Source organism: Micromonospora sp. NPDC000663 (genome assembly GCF_042898105.1).
Taxonomy (GTDB): domain Bacteria; phylum Actinomycetota; class Actinomycetes; order Mycobacteriales; family Micromonosporaceae; genus Micromonospora.
Genome location: NZ_JBIAYR010000012.1, coordinates 108,312 through 126,388 on the forward strand (window position 1 = coordinate 108,312; position 18,077 = coordinate 126,388).

Here is an 18,077-nt window from a genome sequence, read left to right on the forward strand (position 1 = left end):
GCGACGAGGGGTGGGACGGAGGCGGTCGATGGCGGCGGGGCGGGGTGCCGAACTGCTGCGTCCTCCCGAGAGTTCGGGCCGGGCCACGTTCCTGGAGCTCTTCTTCGATCTGGCGTTCGTGGTGGCCCTCACCCGGGTCTCGCAACGATTCGCCGGCCTGGGCGACGACACCGGCTGGGCGTTCGCCGAGGGGTTCGCTCGTACGCTGCTGCTCTTTCTGGCGCTCTGGCTGATCTGGTCGCACACCGCCTGGATCACCAGCCGTTACGAGCCGGAGCAGCCGGTCGTCCAGGCGGTCGTGGTCGGCACCATGTTCGCCGGTCTGGTGATGGCGGTGACGTTGCCACGCGCCTTGGAGGAGCGGGCGGTGCCGTTCGTGGCCGCGTACCTGGTGGTGATGGTGGTGCGGCCGCTGGTGGTCGCCGCCGCGCTGGGTGGCCATCCGCGACGGAGGGTGCCGTTGCGGCTTGCCGTGTGGGCTGCCGCGACCACGCCGCTGTGGCTGGTCGGCGCGTTGGGACCGGACCGGTTCCGCCTGTCGCTGTGGGCCGTGGCCCTCGCTGTCGACTACGTCGCCTGGACCCTGGGTTGGCCGCTGCCCCGGCTCGGCGCTTCGAGGATCGGCCGCTGGCGGATCGCCGGGACGCATCTGGCCGACAGGTACCAGCAGATGGTTCTCATCGCCCTGGGTGAGTCGATTCTGGTCCTCGGTACGGTTTTCGGCGGCGCCGACTACTCCGGCGTGCGGGCGGCCGCCTTCGCCGTCGCGTTCATGACAAGCGCGCTGATCTGGCGGATCTACTTCTACCGCGCCGGTCTGCTGCTGACCGAGGCCCTGGCTCGTTCGGGTACGCCCGGCCGGCTGGGCGCGATGTCGGAACGGACGCATCTGCTGATCGTCCTCAGCGTGCTTGTCACGTCGGTCGGCTACGAGTTGGTGATCGACGACCCGTTCGGACCGCCCCGGCCCAGTTGGCTCCTGTTCGTGGTCGGCGGTCCGATGCTCTTCCTCGTCGCCCGCGCACGGCTGGAGCACGAGATCTTCGGCCGGGTCACCCGGTCCCGGTTGGTCGGCCTGGCGGCGTTGCTGCTGGTCACGCCGGCGTTGGCCCGCTGGGTGCCGATGGTCGGGCTGAGCGTGGTGGCAGGCGTGCTGGCCCTGGTCGCGCTCCTGGACGCGCGGCGGAATCGGGGACGGCCGGCCCAGGTCCCCGCCTCACCGGTCGCGGGGGAGACACCAGGGGATCGCGACTCGGAGGCCTGACCCCGTCGTCACGAGCGGGTGGAGTCGCTCGCTCGGCGCTCGGTGTTGATTCGGAGCATTCCTTCGACCCCCGAGAGGAAGGTGTCGGACACCAGGGACGGGTCGAAGAGGCATCCGGCTGCCATGGCGCCGTCGCGGAGCATGACGAAATGGCGCGCGGCGGGGTCCGCCGTCTCCGGGTGGACCTGGGCCATCAGCGTGGTGAGCGTGTCCAGGAACCACCGCCGGTGGGCGATGATCTCCTGGCGTACGGGATTGTCGGCGTCCGGGTATTCCGCCGCGGCGTTGAGGAAGGCGCATCCACGGAACCCGGGGGACTGGATGTGCTGAGCGATGGAGCCGGCGATCTCCAGGAGGGGGTCGACCGCCGACTGGTTCGCGGCGATTGTCGCCTCGACCCTGCCGCGTTCCATCTCGTGGACCTCACGCAGGTAGGCGAGGATGAGGTCTTCCTTGCTCGGGAAGTGCCTGTAGAAGGTGGCCCGGGTCACCTTCGCCTCGGCGATGATCCGGTCGACGCCCACGGAGTGGATGCCCTCGGCGTAGAAGATCCGGGTCGCCGTGGACAGGAGCCGCTGTCGCGCCTCGGAGGGCGGGGTGTCGGTGTCGCCGCGTGCCATGCCACCAGTTTACCGGATAGAACGTTCGGTCTGATGCGTCTCGCGGATGTCGTCCGCGCTGTGCCGCAGGTCACTCAGGAAGATAGAACGGTCGGTCTTGTGAATTGGCGTCGGCATGGTCATGCTGGACGCGACAGAACGTTCGGTCTCCTAGGTTTCCGGAAGGGTCATCGTGACCACCATTGCTTCTTCGACGGGCATGTCCCAGACCGCTGCCGCGCTGCGCCGGCTGTACTTCGTCCGCTTCGCGTTCGCCATCGTGTGGGCACTCGTGACGATCGCGACCGCCACGGAGATCAGCCCCCTCACGGTGGTGCTGTTCGTGCTCTACCCGCTGTTCGATGTGGGCGCCGCCATCTACGACCTCCGCTCGTCGCGCACCACAGGCACGCCGGCCCTGCTGTACGTGAACATCGCGGTCAGTCTGATCGCCGCCGTCGGCGTGGGTATCGCCGCCGCGTCCGGCATTCCTGCGATGCTGAGCGTGTGGGGCGCCTGGGCGATCGTGGCCGGTCTGGTCCAGCTCGCCGTGGGCGTCACCCGTCGCCGGATGGGCGGGCAGTGGCCGATGATCATTAGTGGCGGCATCTCGGTGCTGGCCGGTGGGTCCTTCATCGTCGCTGCTTCTGCGGACAACCCGTCGCTGACCAACGCGGCAGGCTACGCCATCCCCGGCGCCATCTTCTTCCTCATCGCCGCCCTGCGCCTCGGCCGCGGCGCGAAGGGCAACTGACATGACCACCACCATCGAGTACGACGTCGTCGTGATCGGCGCCGGCCCGGTCGGGGAGAACGTCGCCGACCGGGTCGTGCGGGGCGGCCTGACCGCTGCCGTCGTCGAGCGGGAACTGGTAGGCGGCGAGTGCTCGTACTGGGCGTGCATGCCGACCAAGGCATTGCTGCGCAGCGCGTCCGTCCTGCGGGCGGCGCGGCAGGTGCCGGGTGCCCGCGAGGCGGTGACGGGTGACCTGGACGTGCCGGCGGTGCTGGGTCGCCGGGACTCCTTCGCGTCGCACTGGAAGGACGACGGGCAGGTGTCCTGGCTGGAGTCCGCCGGGATCGCGCTGCACCGCGGCCAGGGGCGGATCGCTTCCGCCCGGGTCGTCGAGGTGACCGGCGCCGACGGTGTCACGACGAGGTTGGCCGCGCGACACGCGGTGGTCGTCGCGACCGGGAGCAGCGCTCTCCTGCCGGATGTCCCAGGCCTTCGGGATGCGGCGCCGTGGACCAGTCGGGAGGCGGCCTCTGCCGGGTCGGTTCCCCGCCGGCTCGCCATCATCGGTGGTGGCGTGGTGGCGGCCGAGATGGCCACCGCGTTCTCCGCCCTGGGATCCTCGGTGACGGTGCTGGCCCGCGACGGTGTGTTGCCGTCGGTGGAGCCGTTCGCGGGTGAGCTGGTCACCGAGTCGCTGCGCGCGGCAGGTGTGTCGGTACGCGTCGGCGCGGAGGCAGTCTCCGTCCACCGGGACGACAGCGGAACCGTCGACATCACCACCGCCGACGGCGGTCGGGTGGAGGCCGACGAGGTTCTCGTGGCGATCGGTCGTACGCCGAACACCCGGGACATCGGCCTGGAGAGCATCGGGCTGGCGCCGGGTGCCTGGCTGGCGGTCGACGACACGTTACGCGTCGTCGGCGCCGGGGAGTGGCTGTACGCCGCGGGTGATGTGAACCGGCGGGTGCTGCTCACACACCAGGGCAAGTACCAGGCACGCGCGGTGGGCGACGTGATCGTGGCCCGGGCGAAGGGCCAGGAGGTCCAGGACGGCAGGTGGGGCCGACACGCGGCCACGGCCGATGAGCGTGCGGTGCCGCAGGTGATCTTCACCGACCCGGAGATCGCGTCGGTGGGACTGACCGCCGCCGCGGCCGAGGCGGCCGGACTGCGGACCCGGGTCGTGGACTACGACCTGGGCGCCGTCGCCGGATCCTCCCTGCACGCCGATGGCTACCGGGGCCACGCGCGCATGATCGTCGACGAGGACCGGAAGGTGATCGTCGGCTTCACCCTCGCCGGCCCGGACGTCGCGGAACTGATCCACGCCGCCACGATCGCCGTCGTCGGCGAGGTCCCGCTGGACCGGCTGTGGCACGCGGTCCCCGCGTACCCGACCGTCAGCGAGGTGTGGCTGCGGCTGCTGGAGACATACGGCCGTTGACGGAGGGCCGCGTGCCCCCGCCGCCGGCTTTGCGGATCTCGCTGACAGAGAACCTGACCGGCCTTGATACTGGTGCTGCCGCACGGCTCCCACTGCCGAAAGTGGGGGCCGGTACGCGGCCGCCAGCGAGACGCCGTCGAACATCACCGTCGTCCGGCCCGCGCTACCGCATTCAGCGGGCAGCCTGGGCCCCTCGAAAGGAATGCCAGATGAACGCCGCTTCTGACATGCCCACGATCGTTCTCGTACACGGCGCGTTCGCCGACTCGTCGAGCTGGAACGGGGTGATCGCCCATCTCAAGCGCCGGGGATACCCGGTCATGGCCGTCGCGAACCCGCTGCGGGGTGTGCAGAAGGACGCAGCGTACGTCCGGTCTGTTGTGGACACCATATCCGGGCCGGTCGTGATGGCCGCCCATTCGTACGGCGGATCAGTGATCACCGAAGCCGCGGATGGCGCCCCCAACGTCAAGGCTCTGGTGTACATCGCGAGCATCAGCCCCGAGGTCGGGGAGAGCGTATTCGATCTGATCGCCAAGTACCCCGGAAGCCAGCTCGGCACCTCCATCAAGATGCTGCCGATCCCCGTCGACGGCGGTGGCACGACCATGGAGCAATACATCGATCAGGACAAGTACCCGGCGGTGTTCGCGGCCGACGTCGACCCGGACACCGCCGCGCTGATGGCGGTGACCCAGCGACCGCCCACCGACGAGGCCCAGCAGGAGAGCGTGACAAAGACCGCCTGGAAGACGATCCCCTCCTGGACCCTGGTCACCACCCAGGACCTGGGCATCCCACCGGACCTGCAACGCTTCATGGCTGAGCGGGCCGGGTCGACGACTGTCGAGATCGACGCGTCCCACGCCGTGGCGGTCTCTCAGCCCGGCCCGGTCGCGGACCTCATCGACACGGCCGCCCGGACCGCCGCCCGCTAGTTGGCAGTCGCCAAACCCACCGGCTGTAGCGGGTCCTTTCGACCACGCAGGTTCACGCCGTGGTGGCCTAGTCTCGGGCGATGCCCCGCGTCCTGAAGCTCGTGAAGCAGAAGCTCAACGGCAACGAGGGCAGCTGGCTCGCCTATCACCTCGGTGACGACGAGGTCGGATCCTGGCTGTTCCATCCCGAAGGCACCCTCTACACGGGTCGGTGGGCCGACGGCCGCGAGGCGACGAGTTTCTCCGGAATCCCCGAGGCACCAGGCTGCCCCGTCCTGTACTTCGCACCCCATCAGGGCGGTTGGGTAGCTGCCTGGCGGCACACGCCCTGGACCGCGATCACCATCGACCTGTCCCGGCCCGTGGCACGAAGCGGGGACGTGTGGAGCTTCGTCGATCTCGAACTGGACCTCTGGCACCTGCCGGACGACGACACGCCTTCCGGCACCGATCCTCGCCCCAGGCTCAGCCGGCACGGCAGGACCGTCGGTTTCGCCGACGACGACGAACTTGACGACGCCGTCAACAGCGAATGGATCACCCCGGCCGAGGCGGCCCGCACACGCGACGAGGCGCGGTACGTCGCCGACCTGATTCTCGACGGGGTCCACCCGTTCACCCAGGCCGCCTGGAAACGCTTCGAGCAGGCAGTCGCCCGGACACTGCCGGCTCCCCGACAACCACAGGGTGCTGAGGCGGACCTCGGCACGCGGGTGGGCTCCAGGCGCGGTGACCGTTTGCTGGTGCCCTCGGAGGGTAGATGTGGTGCCATGACCACGCCTGAGCAGAGTCAGCAGGAGAGGGCCCTGGAAACCGGCCAGGTGTACCAGGACGCCGAGGGCCGCCGGACCACGGACCCAGGTTCCGGCGCCGCCCACGCCGACAGCGAAGCCGACCGCAACGCGGAGCATCTGAAGCGGGGCGAGGTCGGGCCGCGCGTCCCGGAGGAGTAAGCCGTCGTTCTGATCGGTACGGGCGCGACCCCGGAGCCGTCAGTCGTAGTACTGCACGAGGCAGAACTCGTGATCCTCGGGGTCGGCCATGACGACGACCACGCCCTCGTCATAGTCGTGCCGTTCACCTGTGAACCGGCCTCCGAGATCGGCGACCGTCGTCATCGCCTCGTCGATGTCATCGACCGTGACGTCGAGGTGTACCCGTACCTTGCCCGTCCGCGGCTCCGGCACCGGCTGGAACACCAGTCGCGGCTGAGGGTCGCCTCGCTCACCGAGGTAGACCCAGCCCTGTTGCGACGGACCGGGCTCGCGACCGAGCAGCCCGCTCCAGAATCGGGCCACCCGCTCGGGGTCGACGCAATCGATCGTCACGCCGGACCAGACGTTCGCCACGTACCGATTGTGGCAGTGCGCCGTACGCCGTCGCGACAGCGTCGTGCCCCGGCGACGACAACGGGCCGGTCGGGCTGGCCCGCGCGGCGGCGCACGTCAGGGGATGAGCCGGTCGAGCAACTCGAACCGCTCGTACGGCTGGTCGTAGTCGCCGAAATGCCCGTCGTCGCGCACGATCTGGGTGCCGCCGAGCCGCTCGAACATGGCGCGTCCCTGCCGCTCGTCGCAGCCGTACGGATCCTCGCGGGAGTTGATGAAAATGATGTCCCGTACGTGCGACCGGATCGCGGCCCAGTCGTAGCTCTCCTGCAGGACCGGTTCTTCGCTGGTGTTGGGCCGGGTGCAGTAGCCGGCGACCAGGATCGCCTGCGCGACAGTGACATCCACATGCTCCAGGAGCGCCAGGAGGAGCGCCGCCCCGCCGGAGTGGCCCACCAGGACCGTGTCCTCGTCGAAGGTGTGCCCCGCCAGCATCTTCGGCAGGAACGTGGCGATCGGCTCGTCGTTGATGCCGGGATAGTACGGGACCTCGACGGCGTAGCCTCGGGCCTCCAGCCGCCCCGCCAGCCAGCGGTACCAGCAGACGTCCGGGTTGCCGCCGGTCCCGTGAAAAATGATCGCCGTTCGCGCCATCATGCCCTCCGCATCAACGTTGCCGATCCAACCACGTGATCTCCGGTGCCCATGTCACGGCGGGACCGCTGGCGTCGTCAGCGCAGGTAGGAGGTCAGCCGGTCGGCGAGTCGCCTCGGGTGGCTGAGCGGCACGGCGTGGCCTGCGTCGATCTCGTCAGGGATCACCTGGAGCCGGTCGGCGGCCACCCGGCGCTGGAAGTCCGGGAGGAAGAACCTGTCCGCACGGCCGATGAGGACCTTCGTCGGTACGTCCGGCCAGGCGCCCAGAGGCCACGGCTCGTCGCCTTCGGCACTGACCTGGTCCCGGTTGTGCGCCGCTGCCTCCGCGACGAGCTCGGCCGGCACGCCGTTGTAGAACTGCTGCTCCTCGCTGACCCCTTCGGTGCCCTGGTAACCGGTGTTGTCCCACCAGTCTCCGGGCCTCTCGCCGGGCCTGGGAATCATCGGCGTGAGCAGGACGATCAGCCGCACCGGCAACTCGTCGGCGATCAGGGGCGCGGTGAACGCGCCGTACGAGTGGCCGACGACGACAAGGTCGCTCCGTTCGCCGATCGCGTTCACGACCGTTTCGCGGAACTCGCCGAACCCCGCCGACGGGTCCTCGATCGGCAGTTCCGGAACCACCACGTCGTGGCCGCGGTCGGTCAGCTCGGGCACCAGCAGATGCCAGTCCCACGCGCTGCCGCCACCACCGTGGATCAGAACGAATGTCGCCATGACCGCAAGCCTCGCAGCCGGGTACGACAGCCGGCCTCGCCCGGTTCGTCACACCGGGCCAGCAGGCGACGCCGAGCGGGTCGACACCGTTGCCTTCCGCCGGCCGGGACCGCTCCCGGTCAGCGGCGGCCGGCGGCCAGGGCGACGAGGTACTGCCCGCCACCGGCGTCGACGCTTGCGGTCACCGGCAGGCCCGGTACCAGCCGGGAGAACCGGTCGAGCAGCCAGTCCGCCGCCTCCTGGGCGTCCTTCCTGCTCGGACAGCGGGCGACCAGCTCGCGACCACCCTTGCGTTCGAGCCGTTCGGCGACGGTGATCAGCGGTGCGGGCTCCACCACGTGCAGCCGGTCCGGCCAGGCGATGACCACCTTGACCGCTCCCTTGCGCGAGTTGCAGGCACGGTGCGCGAGCCGCTCGGTGACCTTGGCCTTCCTGTCGGCGGTACGGCTGTCGACGCTGGGACCACGCGCATCGTTCACCGAGATGTCGGCGTCGACCGGCTCGTCGCACACCCAGCAACGCCAATCGTCACGCTTGCCCACGTCATCGAGGAGACTCATCCGAGCAAACTAGCCTGTTCGGGGAGCGCGGTCCGGGATAGCCTGTGGCGCATATGGCTACCTACCGCAGCGCCTCAGTGCTTCTCGCCTCCGACGGCACCCGGACCCCCGGCACCGCCGCTCTCTTCGCCGAACCCGCCCGCAGGGGTGGGGTCCCGCCCTGGGCAGGTGACTTCCGACCCGCCAACAGCGCCGGCAACGGTCCCAAGAACGCGGTGGGCAAGACCTTCACTCTGGAGCTGCCCGACGGCAGCACCGGCAGGGTCGTGGTCCAGGGCCTCAAGAGCGGCAAGGGAGGCGTCGTGCTGGCGTTGATGGGCGAGGACGCGCCACCCTTCTGACGCCGACGGGCGACGACCTGAAGCTGCCTCCGCCCTGGTCGAGCTGCTCAGTGGGCGGGATTCGGCGTGTGGGGCCGGCGGCCCAGCTGGTGCCAGTCGGTCTCCACGACGTCGACTCCGTGGTGCGCGGCGGCGGCGAGGATGTTCTGGAACGCCAGATCGCGCTCCTCGTCGTCGACGCCCTGCACCTGGTCGAACCGGGCGACGGCGTTGCGGACGTGAGCGGCGTCGGTAAGCGGTTCCTTGCGCTTGTCGGGAAACGCGAAGACACTCGCCGGCAGCTCGCGCTTCTCCTTCTCGGACAGGGATCCGTGTTCCTCGTGGGGCTTCCAGGTGGACTTCATCGCCTCCCGATACCCACTCGTCACCCGGCAGCACCCCGTCGACCGAAAATTCCGCCGCCGTTGGTGATGAGTTGTCGCGCCGGCGCCCGTCATACCTACGACAGGACGTGACGAGGCGGAAGGATGACGTGATGAGCGCGGACACACGGCTGGGGGAGCTGGGCGAGGTCGACGAGTCGGCGTTCTCGGGGCTGGCGCAGCGGCACCGGCGGGAGCTGCACGTGCACTGCTACCGGATGCTCGGGTCGTTCGAGGACGCCGAGGACACCGTGCAGGAGACGTTCCTGCGGGCGTGGCGGCGGCGGGAGACCTTCGCGGGTCGCTCGACGTTCCGGGCCTGGCTGTACCGGATCGCCACAAATGCCTGCCTGGACCTGCTCGCCAAACGCCGGCCCGAGCCCGCCACGGGCGGGGAGGTGCTGTGGCTTCAGCCGTACCCGGACCGGCTGCTCGACGAACTGGCGACGGGTGACGCGGACGAGCCGGAGGCGGTCGCCGTCGCGCGGGAGACGATCGAGCTGGCGTACCTGGTCGCCGTCCAGCACCTCGCGCCGCGCCCCCGGGCCGTGCTGATCCTTCGGGACGTGCTCGGCTGGCCGGCGAAGGAGGTCGCGGAGCTGCTCGGAGATTCGGTCAACTCCGTGAACAGCGCGTTGCAGCGGGCCCGCGCCGGGATGCGGGATCACCTGCCCACCGAGCGGCAGGACTGGACCGGCGGCGAGGAGGACGCGGGGACGCGTGAGCTGGTACGTCGCTTCACCGACGCCAGCGTGGCCACGGACATCCCCACGCTGACCACCATGCTGCGGGACGACGTCCGCTGCTCGATGCCGCCCACCCCGGGCCTGCACGTCGGCCGCGACGCCGTGGTGAGGGACTGGACCGAGGGCGGCTTCGGGGAGATGACGGGACTTCGTGCCGTCCCCACCTCGGTCAACAGGCAACCCGCCGTCGCCTTCTACCACTGGCGCGAGCGGGAGGGGGCGTACCTGCCGCTGACCATCGACGTCCTGCGCATCACCGGCGGTGCGATCACCGAGATCACCATCTTCCACGGCGACCAGTTCCCGCGGCTCGGGCTGCCGAAGAGCCTGCCGGCACACGACACCGAGTAGGCCCGGTGTGGACGCTCACGCTGCGCGGTGGCGCACGTGTCGCGCGGCCGAGGTGCGCGTGGCCGTCCCCTCCGGCACCACCCCTGTGCCAGATACCGAACGATGGAGGATCGACATGGACAGCACGAATGAAACCGGGCTCGTCGCAGCCCCGGCGGCGGGCCGGACCGGCCACACCCGCGTCCGTGGGCTCGTCGGCGTCGGCCTCGCCGCCGCGCTCGCCGCGGTGGTGGCCACCACCCTCGCCGCCGCGCTCGCCCGGGCCGTCGGCGTCGACTTCGAGATCCCGGACGGCGGCGAGACGATCCCGCTGTCCGGCTTCGCCGTGGTGACCGGCTTCTTCTCGGTCGTCGGCATCCTCATCGCCGTCGCTCTGCTCCGGTGGAGCGCGCGCCCCGCGCAACGGTTCGTCTGGACGGCCGGCACGCTGACCGCGATCTCGCTGGTCCCGCCAGTGCTCTCCGGGGGTGACGCCGCCACCGTCACAGCCCTCGTCGCGCTGCACCTCGTGCCGGCGGCGGTGATGATCCCCGCCCTGGCGCGGGGTCTGCGCTCCCGGGCCGGTTGACGGTCCCGGCGCGCGGGACCACGCGCGGCGCAGGCCGCCGGGCTGGTGGCCGCCGGCCAGGGTAGTTTCCAGTCATGAGTGACGACACCTTCCGCTCGGTGGAGATCGAGCGCACCAGCGTGGGGAACTACGTCGCGCGGAACGTCCGCGGTGGATCGATGTCGATGGGCACCGGCGAGGACGCCAGCTTCACGCCTGTGGAACTCCTTCTGGCAGCCATCGGCGGCTGCACCGCGATAGACGTGGACCACATCACCAGCCGCCGGGCCGAGCCGACGCGGTTCTCCGTCGACGTCACCGGCGACAAGGTACGCGACGAGGCCGGCGGCAACCGGATGCAGAACCTCAGGGTGGAGTTCACAGTGACGTTTCCGGCGGGTCCGGACGGCGACAAGGCCCGCGAGGCGCTGCCCCGGTCGCTGCAGCAGTCCCACGACCGGCTGTGCACCGTCTCCCGTACCGTCGAACTGGGCACTTCCGTCTCGATCGTCGAAGCGGGCGACGCCCCTGGAGCGTGACCGGACGCCCCGGCCCAGCGCGGGCGACGGGAGCCGGTCTGCCGTAGGTTGGTAGCGCTCGACAACACGGCCGGCCACCGTCGCCGGTCGGTGATTCATCGACGACGCCACGCGTCCGCGGATGAGGGACAGGCCACGACATGACGGCGGTACCACGCCAGCAGCCGACTGCTCCGGATCCGGAGGTCACCCGGCAGGGAGCAGAAGAGGACCTGCGGGCGCTGTTCGGGCAGTCCACGGCCCTGTTCGCGTCACTTGCCGGGCCGGCGCACCTGGTGGAGTCGGCGAACCCGACGTTCTTCGCCAGCATCGGCGAGGAACGGGCACGCACTGGCGTCGCGCTCGCGGACCTGATGCCCGAACTGGCCGGCCAGGACTTCGTCGCCCTGCTGGATGAGGTCTACCGCACGGGGGAGCCGGACACCGGCCGTGACGTCCGGGTCGTCCTGGGCAGCGGCCCGTACACGCGGGAGACGTTCTTCGACGTCACCTGCGAGCCACGCAGGGACGCCGCCGGCAACGTGATAGGTGTTCGCCTGCTCGGCGTGGAGACCACCCAGGTCAAGCACGCCCAACGCCTGATGGTCGAACACCGCGCCCTGCTGGAGCAGATCGCCCGCCAGGCGCCCCTGGCCGAGGTGCTCGACGGGATGGCCCGCTGCATCGAGAACCTCGCGCCGCAGGAGGTGTTCGTCTCCGTACTCCTCGCCGATCCCGACGGCCGGCACCTCCGGCACGGCGCCGCGCCGAGCCTGCCCGACTTCTACAACAAGGCCATCGACGGGATCGCCACCGGCGAGGGTGTCGGCTCCTGCGGTACCGCCGCGCACCGGCGGGAGCCGGTCATCGTCACCGACATCGCCACCGATCCCTTCTGGAACGACTTCCGCGATCTCGCCGGCCGGGCCGGACTGGGCGCCTGCTGGTCCACGCCGATCCTGGCCCGCGACGGTGGCCTGCTCGGCACCTTCGCCATGTACCACCGCACCCCGCGCGTCCCGCAGGACGCCGATCTCGCGCTCACCCGCGTCTTCGCCGGCACCGCCGCCCTGGCCATCGAGCGGCACCACATCGAGCAGGCGAAGGCGTCGGCCGAGGCCCGCGCCAAGTCCGCCCACGACGACCTGGCCAGGGCGGTACGCGCGGAACGGGAACTGCGTGCCGAGGCCGAGCAACGCGCCGCCGCCGCAGCGGACCTCGCCGCCCGGGTACGCGCCGCCGCCGCCGCGCAGGCCGCCGCGCCGCACCCCGAGCGCTGCCAGCTCGGCGGTCCCGCCGGCTGTCCGGCGCCGGCCGAGATCAAGATCGCCGACTCGTGGGGCGACTCGGCGTGGGGCTGCCCGAGCCACGTCGAGGAGGCCATCCTCAACGTGCGGTCGGTGTTCATCGCCAGCGAGGAACTCGGCGGTCTGGCGGCCTACCTCAACCGCTGACGACTCACGGTCGCGGTTGGGGGTGTCTGGTGCTGTCAGCCCGGCAGGCGGCCGCGCGTGGAGACGAAGTGGTACGACATGACGGCGAACGCGGGGTCACGCACCAGTCGCCGGAAGGCGGTCAGCTGGTTGGGTGACAGCCCCGCGGCGAGCAGATCCGGCTCCAACTGGCGGGAGTTCGTCTCGTAGAGCGACGTGCCTGTCGAACCGCCGGTCCAGCTCTGCGAGTGGGTGATGGTGTCCAGGTCGGTCAGGCCGGCGAGGGCCATCTCGGTGTGCACGTCCTGTGCCCACCCCAGGTCGGCGCCGTGGTCCTCCAGGACGCCCATCATCGCGTCCATGACCTGCGAAAAGAGCTTCGCGGCGTCGTCCGTCGGTGCGGTCAGCACCCGCAGCGGCCCGGTGCAGTCGAACTCCTCCACCACGAGCCATCCGCCGGGAGCCAACGCCCCGGTGAGCGTACGCAGGACCCGTCGTCGGTCGGGGAGGTGCAGCAGCACCAGCCGGGCGTGGATCAGGTCGAACGCGTCACCGGGCGGCGGTTCGGTGCGGACGTCGTGCCTGCGTACGCGCAGGTTGCCGTCGGCCACGAGATGGGTGGGATCGATGTCCGTGGCGAGCACCTCGCCGTCGTCGCCGACCGCGCGGGCGATCCGTCGGGCCATCGAGCCGCCGCCCGCGCCGACCTCCCAGCAGGTCGCCCCCGCACGGAGCACCGGGCGGGCGAGGCGGCGCGTGGTGATCGGGTCCAGGAAGGATTCCAGTGCGTGCATCTGCGCGACGGCGTCCGGTGCGCCGTTGTCGAACGTGTACGAGTCGTCGTTGGTGTCGCTGGTCATGGGTGTCTACCTCTCGGAGGGAAGGTTCGGGTGACTACGGGGTGTCGGCCCAGAGCCGGGGGGCGGGCCGGTTGGTCGGGGGCGGCGCGACGGCGGTGGTGACGCTCAACATCGCGGCCACCGGGCTCGGATCGACGCGGGCCTCGGCCGTCGGTCGGTCGTAGACCACCCGGCCGTACTCCAGGACCGCCACCCGGTCCGCGACCTCGATCGCGTGCTGGAGCTGCTGCTCCACGAGCAGCACGGTCAGGCCGTCGGCGGCGAGGGTGCCGATGAGCTCTCGGACCCGGGCCGCGAGGTCGGGGGAGAGACCCTCACACGGTTCGTCGAGCAGCAGCACCCGGGGTTGGCCCAGGAGTGCGCGCGCGATCGCCAGCATCTGCTGCTCGCCGCCGGACAGCTCGCAGCCGCGGTGCCGCAGCCGTTCCGCCAGCCTCGGCAGCAGTTCCAGGATCCGGGCCACCGTCCAGCCCTCGCCGCCCGGGGTGGCGGCCCGCCACGGCGCGGCCGCCAGGACCAGGTGTTCGGCGACGGTCAACCGGGAGAAGACCCGCCTGCCCTGTGGCACGAGACCCACCCCGGACTGCGCGATGCGGTGCGGTTGCCGGCCCGCGACGTGTACGCCGCCGATCTCGATGCGACCACTTGAGACGCGCACCAGCCCGGCGATCGTGTGCACGAGCGTGCTCTTGCCCGCGCCGTTGCGTCCCACCACGGCCTGGATGCTGCCGGGGCGTACCCGCAGGCTGACCTCGTGCAACACGGTCCCCCCGGCGTAGCCGGCGCACAGGCGGTCCACACTCAGCATCAGGCCACCCCGTCGGCGTAGGCCTGCCGCACCAGCGGCGAGGTACGGATCTCGTCAGGTGTACCGGCGGCCAACCGCTGACCGTCGCGGAGCACGGTGACCGTGTCGGCGAGGGCGTACACCAGGTCCAGTCGGTGTTCGACAAGCAGTACGGCGACGGCGCGGGGCAGCGCCCGGAGCAGCTCGACCAGCCGGCCGACCTCGGTGGCGGACAGTCCGGCCGCCGGTTCGTCGAGCAGCAGCAGGCGGGGGCGACCGGCAAGGGCCATGGCGATCTCCAACTGGCGTCGTTGCCCGTGTGCGAGGTGCCCGGCAGGCACCGATGCGACGTCGGCGAGGCCCATCCGCTCCAGCAGCGGACCCGCCCGGTGTTGCGCGGCGTGCCGGCGTCCGCCGGGCCACCACCTGCGCCGTGGGATGACCCGCGGCAGCGCGGCCACCACGACGTTCTCCGTCGCGGTGAGCGTCGAGAAGACAGCCGGTCGCTGGTGTATCCGGTTGATGCCCCGTCGGGCCCGTGCCGCTGGGCCGAGCCGGCCGACGTCCCGTCCGACGAACACCACAGCGCCGTGCTGCGGTCTCGTGGCGCCCGCGATCACGTTGAGAAGAGTCGTCTTGCCGGCTCCGTTGGGGCCGATCAGCGCGTGCCGCTGGCCGTCGTGGACGGTCAGGTCGACGCCGGCGAGCGCGGCGAGCGAGCCGTACCGCACCTGGACGTCCCGGGCGTCGAGCAGTGGCGTCATGTCCGTGACTCCGGTGCTGCCCCGGCGTGCTCGCGGACGGTCGGCCGGCCCGGGTGGCCCGGCGGGACGTCCGTCGGGCGCGGTCTGAGCCGCGCCCGGTCGACGCCGGAGGGCAGCAGGTAGACGGTCGCCACGAACAGCGCCCCCAGCACCAGCGGCGCGTGGCCGGGCAGCACCCCGAACAGCCAGTCCCGGGCGGCGATGACGAGCGCCGCGCCCACCAGGGCGCCGCCGACCGAGGCGGTGCCACCGATGACGACCCCGAGCAGCAGGAGTGCGGACGTGTCGAAGCCGAAGTCGGCGGGGGAGATGTACTGCTGGGCGACGACGAGCAGCGAGCCGGCGGCACCGGCGACCGCTCCGGCGGCGACGTGCGCGCCGGACACCAGAAGGGGCACCCGGTGCCCGCTGGCCCGCAGCCGCCTCTCGTCGTCGCGGCAGGCGCGCAGCAGCAGCCCGGCCCTGGTGCGCAGCAGCAACAGCACCGCGCCGACAAGCGTGGCCGCGACGACAAGCGTGTACAGGTAGCGCGCCTGGTCGCTGGCGAGCACCGGCAGGCCCCAGAACGGGCGGACCGCGGGTATGCCGGCCAGCCCGTCCGTGCCACCGGTCACCGCCCGCCACCGGCCGAGGACGGTCACGACGAGTTCACCGACCGCCAACGTGATCATCAGGACGATCACCCCACGGGCGCGGACGACGAGCGGCACGGTCAGCGCGGCCAGCGCCGCCCCGGCACCCGCCGCGACCGCCACCTGCACGACGCCGACGTCCGAGACCCGGCTACCGAGCACCGCGCAGGCGTAGGCGCCCGCCGCGTACGGCGCGGTCTGGCCGAGGGTCGGCATGCCCGCGACGCCGGTGAGCAGTGCCACGCTCACCCCGACCACTGCCAGCGCCAGCGTCCGGGCCAGGATCGCCGTGGTGTAGTCGTCGACCACCAGGGGCGCCACGACCAGGCCCACCAGGACGAGCACCGCGACGCCACCGCGACCCCACCGGATCACCTCGTCCCTCACGTCGTCCCCCACCTGGTGGCCAGGCCACGTGCCCGCACGGCAAGCACGGCCGCCATGGCGGCGAACAGCAGGAACGGCGCGGCGGACGGCAGCAACGCCACCCCCAACGTCTGGATCTCGCCGATCGCGAGGGCGGCCAGCAGCGTGCCCGCCATCGACCCGAGACCACCGAGGACCACGACCACCAGGGACAGCAGGAGCACGGTGTCGGCGGTGTCCGTGCCGGGGCCGATGATCGGCGCGCCCAGGACCCCTGCCGCGCCGGCCAACGCGCCGCCGGCGGCGAGCACACCGGCACGGATCCGGTTTGGACTCACGCCCATGCAGGCGACCATCTCCGGGTCGTCGACGGCCGCCCGGACGAGCATCCCGGCCCGGGTACGCCGCACCACGAGGTAGAGCGCGGCGGAGATCACCGCCGCGACCACGATGAAGACGAGCCGGTACGCGGCGTACCGGTGGCCGGCGACCACCACCGACCCGTCCAGGGCGGCAGGCACCCGGACCCGCGGATCGTCGGGTCCGAAGCCGGCGACGAGCAGGCTGCCGCCGGCCAGAGCCACCCCGAAGGTCAGCAGCGCCTGGGTGAGGTGGTTGCCAGCGGCGACAGGTGTGAGCAGTCCGGCCAGCAGCACGCCCGCGGCGGCGGCGGCGAGCACGCCGACCGCCAACGCCAGCGCCAGGCTCGCCCAGCCGCCGTCGAGCAGCGCCGCCGCCGTGTACCCACCGATCGCGTAGAGCATCCCGTGCGCAAGATTGAGGATGTTGGCGACGCCGAAGCAGAAGACCAGACCCGAGGCGGCGACGAAGACGAGCAGCCCGTAGGCGACCCCGTCCAGCGCCGGGATCAGGTACGGGTCGATCCGGTTCGGGCCGGCCACCACCAGGATCACCGGCCGACGGTCGCGAGGTCACCCACGACGGTGTTGGACAGCGCCCGCCCGTCCTGACGGACCTGGCGCAGGTACCACTTCTGCACGGGTGAGTGCGTGGTGGTGGAGAACTGCCAGGTACCGCGCGGGCTGGCGATCTGACCGAGCTGAGCGATGGCCGCGTTGATGGCCTCCGGAGTCGGGTCGTCGCCGGCTGCGCCGATCGCCCGGTCCAGTACCGCCGCCGCGTCGTACGAGGCGAGCGCGTACGTGGTCGGCGAACCGTCGTGCTTGGCCTTCCACGCCGCCACGAAGGCGCGGTTCTCCGCGTTGTCCAGGTCCGGCGAGTAGTTGAGCACCGAGTAGATGTCCCGGGCCGCTTCGCCCTGCGCGTTGAGCACACCGCCCTCGGTGAGGAACCCTGCCGCGTACAGCGGGACGTCCTTGATCTCGGACTGCGCGTACTGCTTGACGAAGTCGACGGCGGCGCTGCCGGCGTAGAACGTGTAGACGGCGGCGGCACCCGAGGCCTTGATCCGGGCGAAGTACGGGGTGAAGTTCGTGGTGGCCGGGAACGGGGTGAAGGTGGTCTTGCCGTCCGCGTTGGCGAGCTTCCCACCTATCTTGCTGAACGCGTCGGTGAAGCCGCGCAGCTCGTCCCAGCCGCCCTGGTAGTCCGGCCCGATGGCGTACACAGGACCCTTCACGTTGTCCCGGACGTGCTGGGCGATGGCCGCCCCGGGTTCGTCGGAGAGGTACGAGGTGTGCCAGACCCGGGACACGTCCTTGAGTTCCGGCCGGCCGTTGGAGCCGACGAGGGGCACCTTGGTCTCGTTGAGCAGGGGGGTTACGCCGGCGACGGAGCCACCGCCGACGATGCCGGTGAGCGCGGACACCCGGTCCTGCTTGAGCAGCTTGGTCGCCGCCGGCACGGCGGTCTGGGCGCCGTTGCCCTCGTCCGCGACGACGAGGTCGACCTGTCGACCGCCGAGCTTGCCGTCGTGGGTGTCCAGGTAGAGCTGGAAGCCGTCGCGGATCTCCGTACCGACTGCCTGGTACGTCCCGGACAGCGACGCGAGCAGTCCGATCTTTATCGATCCGCCGGCGCTCGTGCCGGGCGCGTCGTCACCGCAGGCCGAGCTGGCGGTCAGCACGGTCGCGAGCAGCGCGGCGGTGAGGGCACGGCTGCGCCAAGGGGTGGTGAAAGGCATGTCCTACTCCAGGGGAAGGGGAAG

22 protein-coding genes are annotated in these 18,077 nt (G+C 71.2%); 10 read left to right on the forward strand and 12 right to left on the reverse strand.

Annotated features, from left to right (window positions below; translation table 11 throughout):
• Nucleotides 1-28 precede the first annotated feature (28 nt).
• Nucleotides 29-1,264 (forward strand): low temperature requirement protein A, encoded by a 1,236-nt coding sequence (locus ACFY1S_RS26755; RefSeq protein WP_387123307.1) that lies wholly within the window; start codon nucleotides 29-31, stop codon nucleotides 1,262-1,264.
• Between the two features lie 8 nt (nucleotides 1,265-1,272).
• Here the strand turns inward: ACFY1S_RS26755 and ACFY1S_RS26760 are convergent, their stop codons facing one another.
• A complete protein-coding gene (locus ACFY1S_RS26760; protein ID WP_387123309.1) occupies nucleotides 1,273-1,884 on the reverse strand; it encodes a TetR/AcrR family transcriptional regulator in 612 nt (203 codons plus the stop codon).
• Between the two features lie 172 nt (nucleotides 1,885-2,056).
• Between ACFY1S_RS26760 and ACFY1S_RS26765 the strand changes: the two genes are divergently transcribed.
• The 4 genes from ACFY1S_RS26765 (at nucleotide 2,057) to ACFY1S_RS26780 (ending at nucleotide 5,934) form a co-directional block, all read left to right on the forward strand.
• A complete protein-coding gene (locus ACFY1S_RS26765; protein WP_387123311.1) occupies nucleotides 2,057-2,617 on the forward strand; it encodes a hypothetical protein in 561 nt (186 codons plus the stop codon).
• Nucleotide 2,618: 1 nt separating this feature from the next.
• Nucleotides 2,619-4,043 (forward strand): dihydrolipoyl dehydrogenase family protein, encoded by a 1,425-nt coding sequence (locus tag ACFY1S_RS26770; RefSeq protein WP_387123313.1) that lies wholly within the window; start codon nucleotides 2,619-2,621, stop codon nucleotides 4,041-4,043.
• 209 nt (nucleotides 4,044-4,252) lie between these two features.
• Nucleotides 4,253-4,981 (forward strand): alpha/beta fold hydrolase, encoded by a 729-nt coding sequence (locus ACFY1S_RS26775; protein WP_387123315.1) that lies wholly within the window; start codon nucleotides 4,253-4,255, stop codon nucleotides 4,979-4,981.
• Between the two features lie 80 nt (nucleotides 4,982-5,061).
• Complete coding sequence (locus tag ACFY1S_RS26780) at nucleotides 5,062-5,934, forward strand: hypothetical protein (RefSeq protein WP_387123317.1); 873 nt, start codon at nucleotides 5,062-5,064, stop codon at nucleotides 5,932-5,934.
• Between the two features lie 39 nt (nucleotides 5,935-5,973).
• On the opposite strand, the gene ACFY1S_RS26785 is transcribed toward ACFY1S_RS26780, so the two are convergent.
• From ACFY1S_RS26785 to ACFY1S_RS26800, 4 genes are all read right to left on the reverse strand, one after another.
• A complete protein-coding gene (locus tag ACFY1S_RS26785; protein ID WP_387123319.1) occupies nucleotides 5,974-6,330 on the reverse strand; it encodes a VOC family protein in 357 nt (118 codons plus the stop codon).
• Between the two features lie 96 nt (nucleotides 6,331-6,426).
• A complete protein-coding gene (locus ACFY1S_RS26790) occupies nucleotides 6,427-6,963 on the reverse strand; it encodes an alpha/beta hydrolase (RefSeq protein ID WP_387123321.1) in 537 nt (178 codons plus the stop codon).
• A gap of 77 nt (nucleotides 6,964-7,040) precedes the next feature.
• Nucleotides 7,041-7,682 carry an alpha/beta fold hydrolase gene (locus ACFY1S_RS26795; protein ID WP_387123323.1) on the reverse strand — a complete coding sequence of 214 codons (642 nt, stop codon included), beginning with the start codon at nucleotides 7,680-7,682 and terminating at the stop codon, nucleotides 7,041-7,043.
• 119 nt (nucleotides 7,683-7,801) lie between these two features.
• Nucleotides 7,802-8,242 carry a hypothetical protein gene (locus ACFY1S_RS26800; RefSeq protein ID WP_387123325.1) on the reverse strand — a complete coding sequence of 147 codons (441 nt, stop codon included), beginning with the start codon at nucleotides 8,240-8,242 and terminating at the stop codon, nucleotides 7,802-7,804.
• 53 nt (nucleotides 8,243-8,295) lie between these two features.
• Here ACFY1S_RS26800 and ACFY1S_RS26805 point away from each other — a divergent pair, with 53 nt between their 5' ends.
• Nucleotides 8,296-8,583: a hypothetical protein gene (locus ACFY1S_RS26805; protein ID WP_387123328.1), complete on the forward strand. Its 288-nt coding sequence runs from the start codon at nucleotides 8,296-8,298 to the stop codon at nucleotides 8,581-8,583.
• Between the two features lie 47 nt (nucleotides 8,584-8,630).
• On the opposite strand, the gene ACFY1S_RS26810 is transcribed toward ACFY1S_RS26805, so the two are convergent.
• The gene (locus tag ACFY1S_RS26810; RefSeq protein ID WP_387123330.1) at nucleotides 8,631-8,951 is read right to left on the reverse strand and encodes a DUF6582 domain-containing protein; all 321 of its coding nucleotides are present in this window, start codon (nucleotides 8,949-8,951) and stop codon (nucleotides 8,631-8,633) included.
• Between the two features lie 107 nt (nucleotides 8,952-9,058).
• On the opposite strand from ACFY1S_RS26810, the gene ACFY1S_RS26815 reads away from it, so the two are divergent.
• The 4 genes from ACFY1S_RS26815 (at nucleotide 9,059) to ACFY1S_RS26830 (ending at nucleotide 12,561) form a co-directional block, all read left to right on the forward strand.
• Complete coding sequence (locus ACFY1S_RS26815) at nucleotides 9,059-10,042, forward strand: RNA polymerase subunit sigma-70 (RefSeq protein WP_387123332.1); 984 nt, start codon at nucleotides 9,059-9,061, stop codon at nucleotides 10,040-10,042.
• A gap of 115 nt (nucleotides 10,043-10,157) precedes the next feature.
• Complete coding sequence (locus tag ACFY1S_RS26820; protein WP_387123334.1) at nucleotides 10,158-10,610, forward strand: DUF6069 family protein; 453 nt, start codon at nucleotides 10,158-10,160, stop codon at nucleotides 10,608-10,610.
• Between the two features lie 74 nt (nucleotides 10,611-10,684).
• Nucleotides 10,685-11,128 carry an OsmC family protein gene (locus tag ACFY1S_RS26825; protein WP_387123335.1) on the forward strand — a complete coding sequence of 148 codons (444 nt, stop codon included), beginning with the start codon at nucleotides 10,685-10,687 and terminating at the stop codon, nucleotides 11,126-11,128.
• Nucleotides 11,129-11,268: 140 nt separating this feature from the next.
• Nucleotides 11,269-12,561, forward strand: a complete 1,293-nt coding sequence (locus tag ACFY1S_RS26830; protein ID WP_387123336.1) for a GAF domain-containing protein — start codon at nucleotides 11,269-11,271, stop codon at nucleotides 12,559-12,561.
• A 35-nt stretch (nucleotides 12,562-12,596) separates the two neighbouring features.
• Here ACFY1S_RS26830 and ACFY1S_RS26835 read toward each other — a convergent pair whose 3' ends face one another.
• From ACFY1S_RS26835 to ACFY1S_RS26860, 6 genes are read right to left on the reverse strand one after another with little or no spacing between them, the layout of a single operon-like run.
• Complete coding sequence (locus tag ACFY1S_RS26835) at nucleotides 12,597-13,400, reverse strand: methyltransferase domain-containing protein (protein WP_387123338.1); 804 nt, start codon at nucleotides 13,398-13,400, stop codon at nucleotides 12,597-12,599.
• Between the two features lie 34 nt (nucleotides 13,401-13,434).
• A complete protein-coding gene (locus ACFY1S_RS26840) occupies nucleotides 13,435-14,208 on the reverse strand; it encodes an ABC transporter ATP-binding protein (RefSeq protein ID WP_387123340.1) in 774 nt (257 codons plus the stop codon).
• Nucleotides 14,208-14,951: an ABC transporter ATP-binding protein gene (locus tag ACFY1S_RS26845; protein ID WP_387123342.1), complete on the reverse strand. Its 744-nt coding sequence runs from the start codon at nucleotides 14,949-14,951 to the stop codon at nucleotides 14,208-14,210. Before ACFY1S_RS26845 ends, ACFY1S_RS26840 begins: the two co-directional genes overlap by 1 nt.
• Nucleotides 14,948-15,970 carry a branched-chain amino acid ABC transporter permease gene (locus ACFY1S_RS26850; protein ID WP_387123344.1) on the reverse strand — a complete coding sequence of 341 codons (1,023 nt, stop codon included), beginning with the start codon at nucleotides 15,968-15,970 and terminating at the stop codon, nucleotides 14,948-14,950. The genes ACFY1S_RS26845 and ACFY1S_RS26850 overlap by 4 nt, the downstream gene beginning before the upstream one ends.
• Nucleotides 15,967-16,863 (reverse strand): branched-chain amino acid ABC transporter permease, encoded by an 897-nt coding sequence (locus tag ACFY1S_RS26855; protein WP_387123346.1) that lies wholly within the window; start codon nucleotides 16,861-16,863, stop codon nucleotides 15,967-15,969. The genes ACFY1S_RS26850 and ACFY1S_RS26855 overlap by 4 nt, the downstream gene beginning before the upstream one ends.
• Nucleotides 16,860-18,053, reverse strand: coding sequence for an ABC transporter substrate-binding protein (locus ACFY1S_RS26860; protein ID WP_387123348.1), 1,194 nt, complete (start codon nucleotides 18,051-18,053; stop codon nucleotides 16,860-16,862). Before ACFY1S_RS26860 ends, ACFY1S_RS26855 begins: the two co-directional genes overlap by 4 nt.
• Between the last annotated feature and the right edge of the window lie 24 nt (nucleotides 18,054-18,077).

Coding starts and splice junctions, on each gene's coding strand:
- ACFY1S_RS26825 (WP_387123335.1), top strand. CDS start 10,685: ATGAGTGACGACACCTTCCGCTCGGTGGAGATCGAGCGCACCAGCGTG.
- ACFY1S_RS26845 (WP_387123342.1), bottom strand. CDS start 14,951: ATGACGCCACTGCTCGACGCCCGGGACGTCCAGGTGCGGTACGGCTCG.
- ACFY1S_RS26860 (WP_387123348.1), bottom strand. CDS start 18,053: ATGCCTTTCACCACCCCTTGGCGCAGCCGTGCCCTCACCGCCGCGCTG.
- ACFY1S_RS26755 (WP_387123307.1), top strand. CDS start 29: ATGGCGGCGGGGCGGGGTGCCGAACTGCTGCGTCCTCCCGAGAGTTCG.
- ACFY1S_RS26840 (WP_387123340.1), bottom strand. CDS start 14,208: ATGCTGAGTGTGGACCGCCTGTGCGCCGGCTACGCCGGGGGGACCGTG.
- ACFY1S_RS26815 (WP_387123332.1), top strand. CDS start 9,059: ATGAGCGCGGACACACGGCTGGGGGAGCTGGGCGAGGTCGACGAGTCG.
- ACFY1S_RS26760 (WP_387123309.1), bottom strand. CDS start 1,884: ATGGCACGCGGCGACACCGACACCCCGCCCTCCGAGGCGCGACAGCGG.
- ACFY1S_RS26795 (WP_387123323.1), bottom strand. CDS start 7,682: ATGGCGACATTCGTTCTGATCCACGGTGGTGGCGGCAGCGCGTGGGAC.
- ACFY1S_RS26780 (WP_387123317.1), top strand. CDS start 5,062: ATGCCCCGCGTCCTGAAGCTCGTGAAGCAGAAGCTCAACGGCAACGAG.
- ACFY1S_RS26820 (WP_387123334.1), top strand. CDS start 10,158: ATGGACAGCACGAATGAAACCGGGCTCGTCGCAGCCCCGGCGGCGGGC.
- ACFY1S_RS26770 (WP_387123313.1), top strand. CDS start 2,619: ATGACCACCACCATCGAGTACGACGTCGTCGTGATCGGCGCCGGCCCG.
- ACFY1S_RS26805 (WP_387123328.1), top strand. CDS start 8,296: ATGGCTACCTACCGCAGCGCCTCAGTGCTTCTCGCCTCCGACGGCACC.
- ACFY1S_RS26830 (WP_387123336.1), top strand. CDS start 11,269: ATGACGGCGGTACCACGCCAGCAGCCGACTGCTCCGGATCCGGAGGTC.
- ACFY1S_RS26835 (WP_387123338.1), bottom strand. CDS start 13,400: ATGACCAGCGACACCAACGACGACTCGTACACGTTCGACAACGGCGCA.
- ACFY1S_RS26775 (WP_387123315.1), top strand. CDS start 4,253: ATGAACGCCGCTTCTGACATGCCCACGATCGTTCTCGTACACGGCGCG.
- ACFY1S_RS26800 (WP_387123325.1), bottom strand. CDS start 8,242: ATGAGTCTCCTCGATGACGTGGGCAAGCGTGACGATTGGCGTTGCTGG.
- ACFY1S_RS26790 (WP_387123321.1), bottom strand. CDS start 6,963: ATGGCGCGAACGGCGATCATTTTTCACGGGACCGGCGGCAACCCGGAC.